Source organism: Escherichia sp. MAL-1 (assembly GCF_052948035.1).
Map to the genome: position 1 here is coordinate 4,067,101 of NZ_CM129609.1, position 14,025 is coordinate 4,081,125.

Consider the following 14,025-nt stretch of genomic DNA (forward strand, 5'->3'; position numbering starts at 1 on the left):
TTAACTCCCTTTCCCTTATTGGAATGCAGAGAAATAATCCTCGAGAATATGATTTATCATGCATATAAAATAAGAAAAAGGAAAATGAGTAAAATTAGGAAAACATAAAGATACGGGTTCTGATAAAAACAGAATCCATTGCCGTGGAATGAGTCATTTACCACAGCATAATAATCCATAATGTTTTTGTTGCGAAAACAATCTAATCATAACTACCGCGAATACTCAATCATCTACAAAATGGATTAAATGTGCTTATTTAATAATTAATTTATATATTTAATGCATTAATTCTTAACATTAATTGATCAATAATATTCACCAAATCAATATCAAAAAAAAATCGCAAAACATATAATTCAATACAAATCATCAGGATAGGTTTTGCAACGCGTGCATTTTGTCCCCTTTTTCCTCGTTGATTAGATGCAAAAATTTATGCTGAAATATGTCAACCGATGAAAAGCGTCGGTAGTTAAGCAGAAATTAATATCGCTTACTTTAACCACCGCAGCACAATTAGCTAATTTTACGGATGCAGAACTCACGCTGGCGGGACGTTTTTATTGCGTCAGGGTTGACATCCGTTTTTGTATCCAGTAACTCTAAAAGCATATCGCATTCATCTGGAGCTGATTTAATGACTCACATCGTTCGCTTTATCGGTCTACTACTACTAAACGCATCTTCTTTGCGCGGTAGACGAGTGAGCGGCATCCAGCATTAAGCCAGCACGCAGTCAAACAAAAAACCCGCGCCATTGCGCGGGTTTTTTTATGCCCGAAGCGAGGCGCTCTAAAAGAGACAAGGACCCAAACCATGAGCCAGCAAGTCATTATTTTCGATACCACATTGCGCGACGGTGAACAGGCGTTACAGGCAAGCTTGAGTGTGAAAGAAAAACTGCAAATTGCGCTGGCCCTTGAGCGTATGGGTGTTGACGTGATGGAAGTCGGGTTCCCCGTTTCTTCGCCGGGTGATTTTGAATCAGTGCAAACCATCGCTCGCCAGGTTAAAAACAGCCGCGTATGCGCGTTAGCTCGCTGCGTGGAAAAAGATATCGACGTGGCGGCCGAATCCCTGAAAGTCGCCGAAGCCTTCCGTATTCATACCTTTATTGCCACTTCGCCAATGCACATCGCCACCAAGCTGCGCAGCACGCTGGACGAGGTGATCGAACGCGCTATCTATATGGTGAAACGCGCCCGTAATTACACCGATGATGTTGAATTTTCTTGCGAAGATGCCGGGCGTACACCCATTGCCGATCTGGCGCGAGTGGTCGAAGCGGCGATTAATGCCGGTGCCACCACCATCAACATTCCGGACACCGTGGGCTACACCATGCCGTTTGAGTTCGCCGGAATCATCAGCGGCCTGTATGAACGCGTGCCTAACATCGACAAAGCCATTATCTCCGTACATACCCACGACGATTTGGGCCTGGCGGTCGGAAACTCACTGGCGGCGGTACATGCCGGTGCACGCCAGGTGGAAGGCGCAATGAACGGGATCGGCGAGCGTGCCGGAAACTGTTCCCTGGAAGAAGTCATCATGGCGATCAAAGTTCGTAAGGATATTCTCAACGTCCACACCGCCATTAATCACCAGGAGATATGGCGCACCAGCCAGTTAGTTAGCCAGATTTGTAATATGCCGATCCCGGCAAACAAAGCCATTGTTGGCAGCGGCGCATTCGCACACTCCTCCGGTATCCACCAGGATGGCGTGCTGAAAAACCGCGAAAACTACGAAATCATGACACCAGAATCTATTGGTCTGAACCAAATCCAGCTGAATCTGACCTCTCGTTCGGGGCGTGCGGCGGTGAAACATCGCATGGATGAGATGGGGTATAAAGAAAGTGAATATAATTTAGACAATTTGTACGACGCTTTCCTGAAGCTGGCGGACAAAAAAGGTCAGGTGTTTGATTACGATCTGGAGGCGCTGGCCTTCATCGGTAAGCAGCAAGAAGAGCCGGAGCATTTCCGTCTGGATTACTTCAGCGTGCAGTCTGGCTCTAACGATATCGCCACCGCCGCCGTCAAACTGGCCTGCGGCGAAGAAGTCAAAGCAGAAGCCGCCAACGGTAACGGTCCGGTCGATGCCGTCTATCAGGCGATAAACCGCATCACTGACTATAACGTCGAACTGGTGAAATACAGCCTGACTGCTAAAGGTCACGGTAAAGATGCTCTGGGTCAGGTGGATATTGTCGCTAACTACAACGGTCGCCGCTTCCACGGCGTCGGCCTGGCCACCGATATTGTCGAGTCCTCCGCCAAAGCCATGGTGCACGTACTGAACAATATCTGGCGCGCCGCAGAAGTCGAAAAAGAGTTGCAACGCAAAGCTCAACACAACGAAAACAACAAGGAAACCGTGTGATGTCGAAGAATTACCATATTGCCGTATTGCCGGGGGACGGTATTGGTCCGGAAGTGATGACCCAGGCGCTGAAAGTGCTGGATGCCGTGCGCAACCGCTTTGCGATGCGCATCACCACCAGCCATTACGATGTAGGCGGCGCAGCCATTGATAACCACGGGCAGCCGCTGCCGCCTGCGACGGTTGAAGGTTGTGAGCAAGCCGATGCCGTGCTGTTTGGCTCGGTAGGCGGTCCGAAATGGGAACATTTACCACCAGACCAGCAACCAGAACGCGGCGCGCTGCTGCCTCTGCGTAAGCACTTCAAATTATTCAGCAACCTGCGCCCGGCAAAACTGTATCAGGGGCTGGAAGCATTCTGTCCGCTGCGTGCAGACATTGCCGCAAACGGCTTCGACATCCTGTGTGTGCGCGAACTGACCGGCGGCATCTATTTCGGTCAGCCAAAAGGCCGCGAAGGTAGCGGACAATATGAAAAAGCCTTTGATACCGAGGTGTATCACCGTTTTGAGATCGAACGTATCGCCCGCATCGCGTTTGAATCTGCTCGCAAGCGTCGCCACAAAGTGACGTCGATCGATAAAGCCAACGTGCTGCAATCCTCTATTTTATGGCGGGAGATCGTTAACGAGATCGCCACGGAATACCCGGATGTCGAACTGGCGCATATGTACATCGACAACGCCACCATGCAGCTGATTAAAGATCCATCACAGTTTGACGTTCTGCTGTGCTCCAACCTGTTTGGCGACATTCTGTCTGACGAGTGCGCAATGATCACTGGCTCGATGGGGATGTTGCCTTCCGCCAGCCTGAACGAGCAAGGTTTTGGTCTGTATGAACCGGCAGGCGGCTCAGCACCAGATATCGCAGGCAAAAACATCGCCAACCCGATTGCGCAAATTCTGTCGCTGGCACTGCTGCTGCGCTACAGCCTGGATGCCGATGATGCGGCTTGCGCCATTGAACGCGCCATTAACCGCGCATTAGAAGAAGGCATTCGCACCGGGGATTTAGCCCGTGGCGCTGCCGCCGTTAGTACCGATGAAATGGGCGATATCATTGCCCGCTATGTGGCAGAAGGGGTGTAATCATGGCTAAAACGTTATACGAAAAATTGTTCGACGCTCACGTTGTGTACGAAGCCGAAAACGAAACCCCACTGTTATATATCGACCGCCACCTGGTGCATGAAGTGACCTCACCGCAGGCGTTCGATGGTCTGCGCGCCCACGGTCGCCCGGTACGTCAGCCGGGCAAAACCTTCGCTACCATGGATCACAACGTCTCTACCCAGACCAAAGACATTAATGCCTGCGGTGAAATGGCGCGTATCCAGATGCAGGAACTGATCAAAAACTGCAAAGAATTTGGCGTCGAACTGTATGACCTGAATCACCCGTATCAGGGGATCGTCCACGTAATGGGGCCGGAACAGGGCGTCACCTTGCCGGGGATGACCATTGTCTGCGGCGACTCGCATACCGCCACCCACGGCGCGTTTGGCGCACTGGCCTTTGGTATCGGCACTTCCGAAGTTGAACACGTACTGGCAACGCAAACCCTGAAACAGGGCCGCGCAAAAACCATGAAAATTGAAGTCCAGGGCAAAGCCGCGCCGGGCATTACCGCAAAAGATATCGTGCTGGCAATTATCGGTAAAACCGGTAGCGCAGGCGGCACCGGGCATGTGGTGGAGTTTTGCGGCGAAGCAATCCGTGATTTAAGCATGGAAGGTCGTATGACCCTGTGCAATATGGCAATCGAAATGGGCGCAAAAGCCGGTCTGGTTGCACCGGACGAAACCACCTTTAACTATGTCAAAGGCCGTCTGCATGCGCCGAAAGGCAAAGATTTCGACGACGCCATTGCCTACTGGAAAACCCTGCAAACCGACGAAGGCGCAACTTTCGATACCGTTGTCACTCTGCAAGCAGAAGAAATTTCACCGCAGGTCACCTGGGGCACCAATCCCGGCCAGGTGATTTCCGTGAACGACAATATTCCCGATCCGGCTTCGTTTGCCGATCCGGTTGAACGTGCGTCGGCAGAAAAAGCGCTGGCCTATATGGGGCTGAAACCGGGTATTCCGCTGACCGAAGTGGCTATCGACAAAGTGTTTATCGGTTCCTGTACCAACTCGCGCATTGAAGATTTACGCGCGGCAGCGGAGATCGCCAAAGGGCGAAAAGTCGCGCCAGGCGTGCAGGCACTGGTGGTTCCCGGCTCTGGCCCGGTAAAAGCCCAGGCGGAAGCGGAAGGTCTGGATAAAATCTTTATTGAAGCCGGTTTTGAATGGCGCTTACCTGGCTGCTCAATGTGTCTGGCGATGAACAACGACCGGCTGAATCCGGGCGAACGTTGTGCCTCCACCAGCAACCGTAACTTTGAAGGCCGCCAGGGGCGCGGCGGGCGCACGCATCTGGTCAGCCCGGCAATGGCTGCCGCCGCGGCTGTGACCGGCCATTTCGCCGACATTCGCAACATTAAATAAGGAGCACACCATGGCAGAGAAATTTATCAAACACACAGGCCTGGTGGTTCCGCTGGATGCCGCCAATGTCGATACCGATGCAATCATCCCGAAACAGTTTTTGCAGAAAGTGACCCGTACTGGTTTTGGCGCGCATCTGTTTAACGACTGGCGATTTCTGGATGAAAAAGGCCAACAGCCAAACCCGGACTTCGTGCTGAACTTCCCGCAGTATCAGGGCGCTTCCATTTTGCTGGCACGAGAAAACTTCGGCTGTGGCTCCTCGCGTGAGCACGCGCCCTGGGCATTGACCGACTACGGTTTTAAAGTGGTGATTGCGCCGAGTTTTGCTGACATCTTCTACGGCAATAGCTTTAACAACCAGCTGCTGCCGGTGAAATTAAGCGATGCAGAAGTGGACGAACTGTTTGCGCTGGTGAAAGCCAATCCGGGGATCCATTTCGACGTGGATCTGGAAGCGCAAGAGGTGAAAGCGGGAGAGAAAACCTATCGCTTTACCATAGATGCCTTCCGCCGCCACTGCATGATGAACGGTCTGGACAGTATTGGGCTTACCTTGCAGCACGACGACGCCATTGCCGCTTATGAAGCAAAACAACCTGCGTTTATGAATTAATCCCCTTGCCCGGTCAAATGACCGGGCTTTCCGCTATCGTCCACGTCATCAAATGTCTTTAACCTTTGCGGTTAAAAATAATGCGACAACAGAAATAACCGCAATTATCCAGTAGACAGCAAAGTGCCCCCAACTTTGTGCAATTGCTCCCTGAATAACGCCAGCCAGAATTACCCCGGTAGAAATACTGTTAGTAAATAAGGTGGTAGCTGCCCCCGCTCTTCCAGGCATTAAATCCTGAAACCATAGCATCCCAATACCCGCAACAATGCCGATAAATACAGCGTTAAAAAGTTGCAGCGTCATCAACGCCAGACGGCTATGAAATAAAATCAATCCGGTGTAAAACAGTACTCCTGCCGCCACTGCTATGACCATCATTCGCCGCTTACCATAACGTTTGACATAGTAGCCAGCCAGAATCATTGCTGGTATTTCCAGTCCAGCTGCCGTCCCCATCAGGAAACCCGCCAGTTTGTCTGGCAATCCTAACTCGCTACTGATCCACAACGGCATATCAATAATGTACATGGTGTTGCAGGTCCACATTAACGTCGAGGCGACAAATAACATCCGTACGTTACTATCCTGCCAGCCACCTTGCATTGATAAAGCATTTTCCGACGGCAGTTCTACCCGCGCCACAGACGGAAGCATAAATGCAATCAATACCAGACTGAGTGTGAATATCCCGGCGGCAATCGAAAACATCACCGTAAAGCCGTAATTCAACGCCAGCATAAAGGCCAACGGTGGACCGATAACCCATGCCAGAGAAAGCTGCGCACGCATCACCGAGCTAAACATCACCACTTCTCGCGCCGAGTTATCCGCATATTCCCGCGCCAGAGCAAATAACTGTGGCATTGCCGTATTGGCCAGAGATGCCAGAAGCACACCACAGGTGATAAGCGTCAGATAATGACGATTAAATGCAAACAATAGCGCATTGCCGATAGCCATCAAACAGCAAAATATAATCAGTTTTCGCCGATCGCCCTGACTGTCAGAACGTTTTGCCAACCAGAGGCTTACGCCGATCCCAGCAATAGCATTCACCGTATAAAAGAGTCCGATCCAGAAAGGTTGCGCGCCAACCTCACGACTCAGAAATAAGCTCAATGTAGGAGCCTGTAGCGCCCCGGCCACCCCCATCATAAAAGCGACCAGCATAAATGCCGCGTAAACACCGTTCATACGGCGAGCCATCGTCATTATCCAGATCATACGTTCCCTTTTTAGCGCGGCGAGAATAAAAAAAACCAGCAGGTATAATCTGCTGGCGGGTGATTTTACACCAATACTCAGTCACACATGATGCAGGCAAGTCAACTTTCAGAATTGCGGTCATCCCACTGCATCAGTCCTTCAAGCATGGTTAATCGTTGTGGGACGCTTAACCAACGCAACCAGCACAACTTCGCTGTCGCGGTAAAATAGTGCTGATAAAACTGACGCATGGGGCACCTCCTTGCTTCATCGTTAGGAATTATTGACTTAATATAGGGAAAATAAAATTGCTGTCTTTTGCGCAGGAGTTCCCCTTTTATGCCATCTGCTCGTCTGCAACAACAGTTCATCCGCCTGTGGCAATGCTGCGAGGGTAAATCGCAGGACACAACGCTCAACGAACTGGCAGCGTTATTGAGCTGCTCGCGTCGTCATATGCGTACCCTGCTCAACACCATGCAGGATCGCGGCTGGCTGACGTGGGAAGCGGAAGTCGGGCGCGGTAAACGCTCGCGTCTGACATTCCTCTATACCGGGCTGGCGCTTCAGCAACAGCGGGCGGAAGACCTGCTGGAGCAGGATCGTATCGACCAACTAGTACAGTTGGTTGGCGACAAAGCGACTGTGCGGCAAATGCTGGTTTCTCATCTGGGCCGCAGCTTCCGCCAGGGGCGGCACATCCTGCGCGTGCTCTACTATCGTCCGTTGCGTAATCTGCTACCTGGCAGCGCATTGCGCCGTTCCGAAACCCATATTGCCCGGCAAATCTTCAGTTCGCTAACGCGCATAAATGAGGAAAATGGGGAACTGGAAGCAGACATCGCCCACCACTGGCAGCAAATATCACCGCTTCACTGGCGTTTCTTTTTGCGTCCAGGAGTCCATTTTCATCATGGTCGTGAACTGGAAATGGACGACGTGATCGCCTCTTTAAAACGAATCAATACGCTGCCGCTCTATTCGCATATTGCTGACATTGTGTCGCCGACGCCCTGGACGCTGGATATCCATCTCACGCAACCGGACCGCTGGTTACCGTTATTGCTGGGGCAAGTTCCGGCGATGATCCTGCCGCGCGAATGGGAAACCCTCAGTAACTTTGCCAGCCATCCCATCGGCACCGGTCCGTATGCGGTGATCCGCAACAGCACCAATCAACTGAAAATTCAGGCATTCGATGACTTCTTCGGTTACCGGGCATTAATCGACGAAGTTAACGTCTGGGTTCTGCCGGAAATTGCCGACGAGCCAGCCGGAGGTCTGATGCTAAAAGGTCCACAGGGCGAGGAAAAAGAGATTGAAAGCCGCCTGGAGGAAGGTTGCTACTATTTACTATTCGACAGCCGCACCCATCGCGGGGCGAATCAGCAAGTCAGGGACTGGGTAAGCTATGTGCTTTCTCCAACTAATCTGGTCTATTTCGCTGAGGAACAGTACCAGCAACTGTGGTTCCCGGCTTATGGACTGCTCCCCCGTTGGCACCATGCCCGCACCATAAAGAGCGAAAAACCGGCTGGTCTGGAAAGCCTCACCCTAACCTTTTATCAGGATCACAGTGAGCATCGGGTGATTGCCGGGATCATGCAGCAGATTCTGGCAAGTCACCAGGTCACGCTGGAAATCAAAGAGATCGACTACGATCAGTGGCATACAGGAGAGATCGAAAGTGATATCTGGCTAAACAGCGCCAACTTTACCCTGCCGCTGGACTTCTCTGTTTTCGCACATTTATGCGAAGTGCCACTGCTACAACATTGCATTCCCATTGACTGGCAAGCCGACGCTGCTCGCTGGCGCAATGGCGAGATGAATCTGGCGAACTGGTGCCAGCAACTGGTCGCCAGCAAAGCGATGGTGCCATTATTGCACCACTGGCTGATCATTCAGGGGCAACGCAGTATGCGCGGCCTGCGCATGAACACCCTCGGCTGGTTCGATTTTAAATCAGCGTGGTTTGCGCCACCGGATCCATGATTGCTGGTTGATAACAAAATCACTACACTAACGCCGTTCTCAACGGGGTGCCACGCAAACGCGTGCGCTGAGAAAATACCCGTCGAACCTGATCCGGATAACGCCGGCGAAGGGATTTGAGGCTCCTTCTCAAGTCCTTTGCCACTCTTTTTTGAGGTGCAAAGTGTTAAAAAAATGTCTGCCCCTGCTGTTGCTGTGCACAGCGCCCGTTTTCGCTAAACCCGTTCTGACTGTTTATACCTACGATTCCTTCGCCGCCGACTGGGGGCCTGGTCCGGTGGTTAAAAAAGCCTTTGAAGCCGACTGTAATTGCGAACTGAAACTGGTGGCGCTGGAAGATGGCGTTTCGCTTCTCAACCGTCTACGGATGGAAGGCAAAAACAGCAAAGCCGATGTAGTTCTGGGGCTGGATAACAACCTGTTAGACGCCGCCAGTAAAACCGGACTGTTTGCCAAAAGCGGCGTGGCAGCGGATGCCATTAACGTTCCCGGCGGCTGGAATAATGACACTTTCGTACCGCTTGATTACGGCTACTTCGCCTTCGTCTACGACAAGAACAAACTGAAAAACCCGCCCCAAAGCCTGAAAGAGCTGGTTGAGAGCGATCAAAACTGGCGAGTGATTTATCAGGATCCGCGCACCAGTACGCCGGGGCTGGGTCTGCTGTTGTGGATGCAAAAAGTCTATGGCGATGACACCCCGCAGGCCTGGCAGAAACTGGCGAAGAAAACTGTCACCGTCACCAAAGGCTGGAGCGAAGCCTACGGCCTGTTTTTAAAAGGTGAAAGCGATCTGGTACTGAGTTACACCACCTCTCCGGCTTATCACATTCTCGAAGAGAAAAAAGATAACTACGCCGCCGCGAACTTTAGCGAAGGTCACTATCTGCAGGTGGAAGTCGCCGCCCGCACCGCTGCCAGCAAGCAGCCGGAGCTGGCGCAAAAATTTCTCCAGTTTATGGTTTCTCCGGCTTTCCAGAATGCGATCCCAACCGGCAACTGGATGTATCCGGTGGCAAATGTCACGCTGCCTGCCGGGTTTGAACAATTGACCAAACCAGCAACCACGCTGGAGTTCACGCCAGCCGAAGTGGCGGCACAACGTCAGGCATGGATTAGCGAATGGCAACGCGCCGTCAGCCGTTAATTCCCGGCTGGTTAATTCCAGGTGTAAGCGCCGCCACGCTGGTGGTAGCGGTTGCGCTCGCGGCGTTTCTCGCCCTGTGGTGGAACGCGCCGCAGGGTAACTGGGTGGCAATCTGGCAGGACAGCTACCTGTGGCATGTGGTGCGCTTCTCCTTCTGGCAGGCGTTTCTCTCGGCGCTGCTCTCTGTCGTACCCGCGATATTCCTCGCCCGCGCACTCTATCGCAGGCGCTTTCCGGGTCGGCTGGCGCTGTTGCGTCTGTGCGCAATGACCTTGATCCTCCCGGTGCTGGTTGCTGTTTTCGGCATTCTTAGCGTCTATGGTCGTCAGGGCTGGCTGGCATCGCTCTGCCAATCGCTCGGTCTGGAGTGGACCTTTTCGCCCTACGGCCTGCAAGGTATTTTGCTGGCGCACGTATTTTTTAATCTACCGATGGCGAGCCGCTTATTACTCCAGGCACTGGAAAACATTCCCGGCGAGCAACGTCAGCTTGCCGCCCAGCTTGGGATGCGCGGCTGGCATTTTTTCCGCTTCATCGAATGGCCGTGGCTACGGCGACAAATCCCGCCGGTTGCCGCGCTTATCTTTATGCTCTGTTTCGCCAGCTTCGCCACCGTGCTGTCGCTGGGCGGCGGTCCGCAGGCAACCACTATCGAGCTGGCAATCTATCAGGCGCTGAGTTACGACTACGATCCTGCCCGCGCGGCGATGCTGGCGCTGATCCAGATGGTGTGTTGCCTCGGGTTGGTGCTGCTGAGTCAGCGATTGAGTAAGGCCATTGCGCCAGGCACCACGCTGCTGCAAGGCTGGCGCGACCCGGACGATCGTCTGCATAGCCGCATTTGCGACACGGTGTTAATTGTGCTGGCGCTGCTGCTGTTGCTGCCACCGTTGCTGGCGGTGATCGTCGATGGGCTAAATCGCCAGTTGCCGGAAGTGCTGGCACAACCGGTGCTGTGGCAGGCGCTGTGGACCTCGTTGCGTATTGCGCTGGCGGCAGGTGTATTGTGCGTAGTGCTGACCATGATGCTGCTATGGAGCAGTCGCGAACTTCGGGCGCGGCAGAAAATGCTGGCGGGTCAGGCGCTGGAGATGAGCGGCATGTTGATTCTCGCCATGCCGGGGATTGTGCTGGCTACCGGCTTCTTTTTACTGCTCAACAACACCATTGGCCTGCCGCAATCTGCTGACGGCATTGTGATTTTCACCAATGCGTTAATGGCGATCCCTTATGCGCTGAAAGTACTGGAAAACCCGATGCGCGATATCACCGCCCGCTACAGTATGTTGTGTCAGTCGCTGGGCATTGAAGGCTGGTCGCGCTTAAAAGTGGTCGAGCTGCGCGCCCTGAAACGTCCACTGGCGCAGGCGCTGGCTTTTGCCTGCGTGCTGTCGATTGGTGATTTTGGCGTAGTGGCGTTGTTCGGTAACGATGATTTCCGTACCCTGCCGTTTTATCTCTACCAGCAAATTGGCTCCTATCGCAGCCAGGACGGTGCGGTCACCGCGTTAATTCTGCTACTACTCTGTTTTCTGCTGTTTACCGTGATTGAAAAACTACCGGGGCGAAATGTTAAAACTGACTGATATCACCTGGCTTTATCACCATTTGCCGATGCGTTTTAGCTTAACGGTAGAACGCGGCGAGCAGGTGGCAATCCTCGGGCCAAGCGGCGCGGGTAAAAGTACCCTGCTGAATTTGATCGCCGGTTTTCTGACGCCAGCCAGCGGTTCGCTGACTATCGACGGCGTTGATCACACCACGACGCCGCCGTCACGCCGTCCGGTGTCGATGCTGTTTCAGGAAAACAACCTGTTCAGTCACCTGACGGTCGCGCAGAACATCGGGCTGGGGCTAAATCCGGGATTGAAACTGAACGCGGCACAGCAGGAGAAAATGCACGCTATCGCCCGCCAGATGGGGATTGATAATTTAATGGCGCGGTTACCTGGCGAGCTTTCCGGCGGTCAGCGACAGCGAGTGGCGTTAGCACGTTGTCTGGTACGCGAACAGCCGATTTTATTGCTCGATGAACCGTTCTCTGCGCTCGATCCGGCACTACGCCAGGAGATGTTGACGCTGGTGAGCACGAGCTGCCAGCAGCAAAAAATGACGTTATTGATGGTGTCACACAGTGTGGAAGATGCCGCGCGGATCGCCACGCGCTCGGTGGTGGTCGCCGACGGGCGCATCGCCTGGCAGGGTAAGACCAATGAGTTGTTGAGCGGTAAGGCGAGTGCTTCAGCACTATTGGGGATTACGGGTTAGTATGCACTGTCAGATGCGGCGTGAACGCCTTATCCGACCTACGGACAGTGCGTTTTGTAGGCCTGATAAGACGCGGTCAGCGTCGCATCAGGCAACCCGCACAAGACAATCCCCTAAACCCCAACCACTTTACGCAAAATATCGATATACACCGGCATCAACGGGTGGCGAATTAACACCACCAGCGCCACCACGCCGATGGCAGAAATCAACGGCGTCAGCCACAACAAACGGCCGCGCGACAAATAATGACTTAAACGATCGGTTGCTTTACCGCTGCGCCATAACCGCCAGCACAGCCAGCCACCAACCCACAAAAATACCGCCGTCGCCAGCAGCAACCATTTAAACTCGCCGCTCTGCATTCCGGCTGGAATATCGATCGCCGCGCCCGCCAGAATCCCAGGCAGGAAGTAAAACGGTGGCCACAGCAGGCAGCCGATAATATTCGGCGTAATGAATTTTGCCACCGGCAGATCCAGCATTCCCGCCACCATTGGCACCAGCGGACGCGTCGGGCCAACAAAGCGACCGACCAGAATGGTGAACATGCTGTGTTGATGCAACGCATGTTCAGTTTTATCGAGTAATGCTTTGTTTTTCTTCAGAAATGACCAGCGATGCAACGGCTTTTTAAAACGCCAGCCCAGCCAGAAGGAGATCCAGTCGCCCAGCAGACAACCGACAATCCCTGCCAGCCAGGCGTGCCAGAAACTTAACTCGCCGCTGCCAATCAGCGCTCCCAGCCCCGCCATCAGCACCGTACCGGGTAGAATCAAACCGACCAGCGCCAGCGACTCCAGAAAGGCCACCAACACCACCGCCATCAATGAATACACGGTAGATTGGGTAATAAAGTGTTCCAGCAATGCTTGCATAATGTGCCTGTCAAATGGACGAAGCAGGGATTCTGCAAACCCTATGCTACTCCGTCAAGCCGTCAATTGTCTGATTCGTTACCAATTATGACAACTTGACGGCTACATCATTCACTTTTTCTTCACAACCGGCACGGAACTCGCTCGGGCTGGCCCCGGTGCATTTTTTAAATACCCGCGAGAAATAGAGTTGATCGTCAAAACCAACATTGCGACCGACGGTGGCGATAGGCATCCGGGTGGTGCTCAAAAGCAGCTTCGCCTGGCTGATACGTTGGTCCTCGCGCCAGCTTAAGACGCTAATCCCTAACTGCTGGCGGAAAAGATGTGACAGACGCGACGGCGACAAGCAAACATGCTGTGCGACGCTGGCGATATCAAAATTGCTGTCTGCCAGGTGATCGCTGATGTACTGACAAGCCTCGCGTACCCGATTATCCATCGGTGGATGGAGCGACTCGTTAATCGCTTCCATGCGCCGCAGTAACAATTGCTCAAGCAGATTTATCGCCAGCAGCTCCGAATAGCGCCCTTCCCCTTGCCCGGCGTTAATGATTTGCCCAAACAGGTCGCTGAAATGCGGCTGGTGCGCTTCATCCGGGCGAAAGAACCCCGTATTGGCAAATATTGACGGCCAGTTAAGCCATTCATGCCAGTAGGCGCGCGGACGAAAGTAAACCCACTGGTGATACCATTCGCGAGCCTCCGGATGACGACCGTAGTGATGAATCTCTCCTGGCGGGAACAGCAAAATATCACCCGGTCGGCAAACAAATTCTCGTCCCTGATTTTTCACCACCCCCTGACCGCGAATGGTGAGATTGAGAATATAACCTTTCATTCCCAGCGGTCGGTCGATAAAAAAATCGAGATAACCGTTGGCCTCAATCGGCGTTAAACCCGCCACCAGATGGGCATTAAACGAGTATCCCGGCAGCAGGGGATCATTTTGCGCTTCAGCCATACTTTTCATACTCCCGCCATTCAGAGAAGAAACCAATTGTCCATATTGCATCAGACATTGCCG

At 53.0% G+C, this 14,025-nt stretch carries 13 protein-coding genes and 1 riboswitch; of the genes, 9 read left to right on the plus strand and 4 right to left on the minus strand.

All coding sequences use genetic code 11. From position 1 onward, the window contains the following. The first annotated feature begins 640 nt into the window (after window positions 1-640). From leuL to leuD, 5 genes are all read left to right on the plus strand, one after another. On the plus strand, window positions 641-727 hold the full coding sequence (gene leuL / locus ACU8XX_RS20335) for a leu operon leader peptide (protein WP_001300467.1): 87 nt from the start codon (window positions 641-643) through the stop codon (window positions 725-727). A gap of 92 nt (window positions 728-819) precedes the next feature. Next, on the plus strand, window positions 820-2,391 hold the full coding sequence (gene leuA / locus ACU8XX_RS20340; RefSeq protein ID WP_000082846.1) for a 2-isopropylmalate synthase: 1,572 nt from the start codon (window positions 820-822) through the stop codon (window positions 2,389-2,391). Beyond that, window positions 2,391-3,482 (plus strand): 3-isopropylmalate dehydrogenase, encoded by a 1,092-nt coding sequence (leuB, locus tag ACU8XX_RS20345; protein WP_000042353.1) that lies wholly within the window; start codon window positions 2,391-2,393, stop codon window positions 3,480-3,482. Before leuA ends, leuB begins: the two co-directional genes overlap by 1 nt. A gap of 2 nt (window positions 3,483-3,484) precedes the next feature. Beyond that, complete coding sequence (leuC, locus tag ACU8XX_RS20350) at window positions 3,485-4,885, plus strand: 3-isopropylmalate dehydratase large subunit (RefSeq protein ID WP_001140641.1); 1,401 nt, start codon at window positions 3,485-3,487, stop codon at window positions 4,883-4,885. 10 nt (window positions 4,886-4,895) lie between these two features. After that, entirely contained in the window at window positions 4,896-5,501 is a 606-nt protein-coding gene (leuD, locus tag ACU8XX_RS20355) for a 3-isopropylmalate dehydratase small subunit (RefSeq protein WP_000818228.1), read from the plus strand. 48 nt (window positions 5,502-5,549) lie between these two features. Here leuD and setA read toward each other — a convergent pair whose 3' ends face one another. Continuing rightward, a complete protein-coding gene (gene setA, locus ACU8XX_RS20360; RefSeq protein ID WP_000637848.1) occupies window positions 5,550-6,728 on the minus strand; it encodes a sugar efflux transporter SetA in 1,179 nt (392 codons plus the stop codon). A gap of 101 nt (window positions 6,729-6,829) precedes the next feature. After that, on the minus strand, window positions 6,830-6,961 hold the full coding sequence (gene sgrT, locus ACU8XX_RS20365; protein WP_001248770.1) for a glucose uptake inhibitor SgrT: 132 nt from the start codon (window positions 6,959-6,961) through the stop codon (window positions 6,830-6,832). Window positions 6,962-7,049: 88 nt separating this feature from the next. On the opposite strand from sgrT, the gene sgrR reads away from it, so the two are divergent. The 4 genes from sgrR (at window position 7,050) to thiQ (ending at window position 12,120) form a co-directional block, all read left to right on the plus strand. Then, on the plus strand, window positions 7,050-8,705 hold the full coding sequence (gene sgrR / locus ACU8XX_RS20370) for a DNA-binding transcriptional regulator SgrR (RefSeq protein WP_001338236.1): 1,656 nt from the start codon (window positions 7,050-7,052) through the stop codon (window positions 8,703-8,705). Between the two features lie 33 nt (window positions 8,706-8,738). Further along, window positions 8,739-8,838: riboswitch (TPP riboswitch) on the plus strand. 30 nt (window positions 8,839-8,868) lie between these two features. Then, a complete protein-coding gene (thiB, locus tag ACU8XX_RS20375; RefSeq protein ID WP_240765282.1) occupies window positions 8,869-9,852 on the plus strand; it encodes a thiamine ABC transporter substrate binding subunit in 984 nt (327 codons plus the stop codon). Further along, a complete protein-coding gene (gene thiP / locus ACU8XX_RS20380; RefSeq protein ID WP_000235688.1) occupies window positions 9,828-11,438 on the plus strand; it encodes a thiamine/thiamine pyrophosphate ABC transporter permease ThiP in 1,611 nt (536 codons plus the stop codon). Before thiB ends, thiP begins: the two co-directional genes overlap by 25 nt. Next, on the plus strand, window positions 11,422-12,120 hold the full coding sequence (gene thiQ / locus ACU8XX_RS20385) for a thiamine ABC transporter ATP-binding protein ThiQ (RefSeq protein ID WP_000916291.1): 699 nt from the start codon (window positions 11,422-11,424) through the stop codon (window positions 12,118-12,120). The genes thiP and thiQ overlap by 17 nt, the downstream gene beginning before the upstream one ends. Before the next feature lie 113 nt (window positions 12,121-12,233). Here thiQ and ACU8XX_RS20390 read toward each other — a convergent pair whose 3' ends face one another. Further along, entirely contained in the window at window positions 12,234-12,998 is a 765-nt protein-coding gene (locus ACU8XX_RS20390; RefSeq protein ID WP_001148403.1) for a DedA family protein, read from the minus strand. Window positions 12,999-13,083: 85 nt separating this feature from the next. After that, window positions 13,084-13,962, minus strand: coding sequence for an arabinose operon transcriptional regulator AraC (gene araC / locus ACU8XX_RS20395; protein WP_001300811.1), 879 nt, complete (start codon window positions 13,960-13,962; stop codon window positions 13,084-13,086). Window positions 13,963-14,025 lie beyond the last annotated feature (63 nt).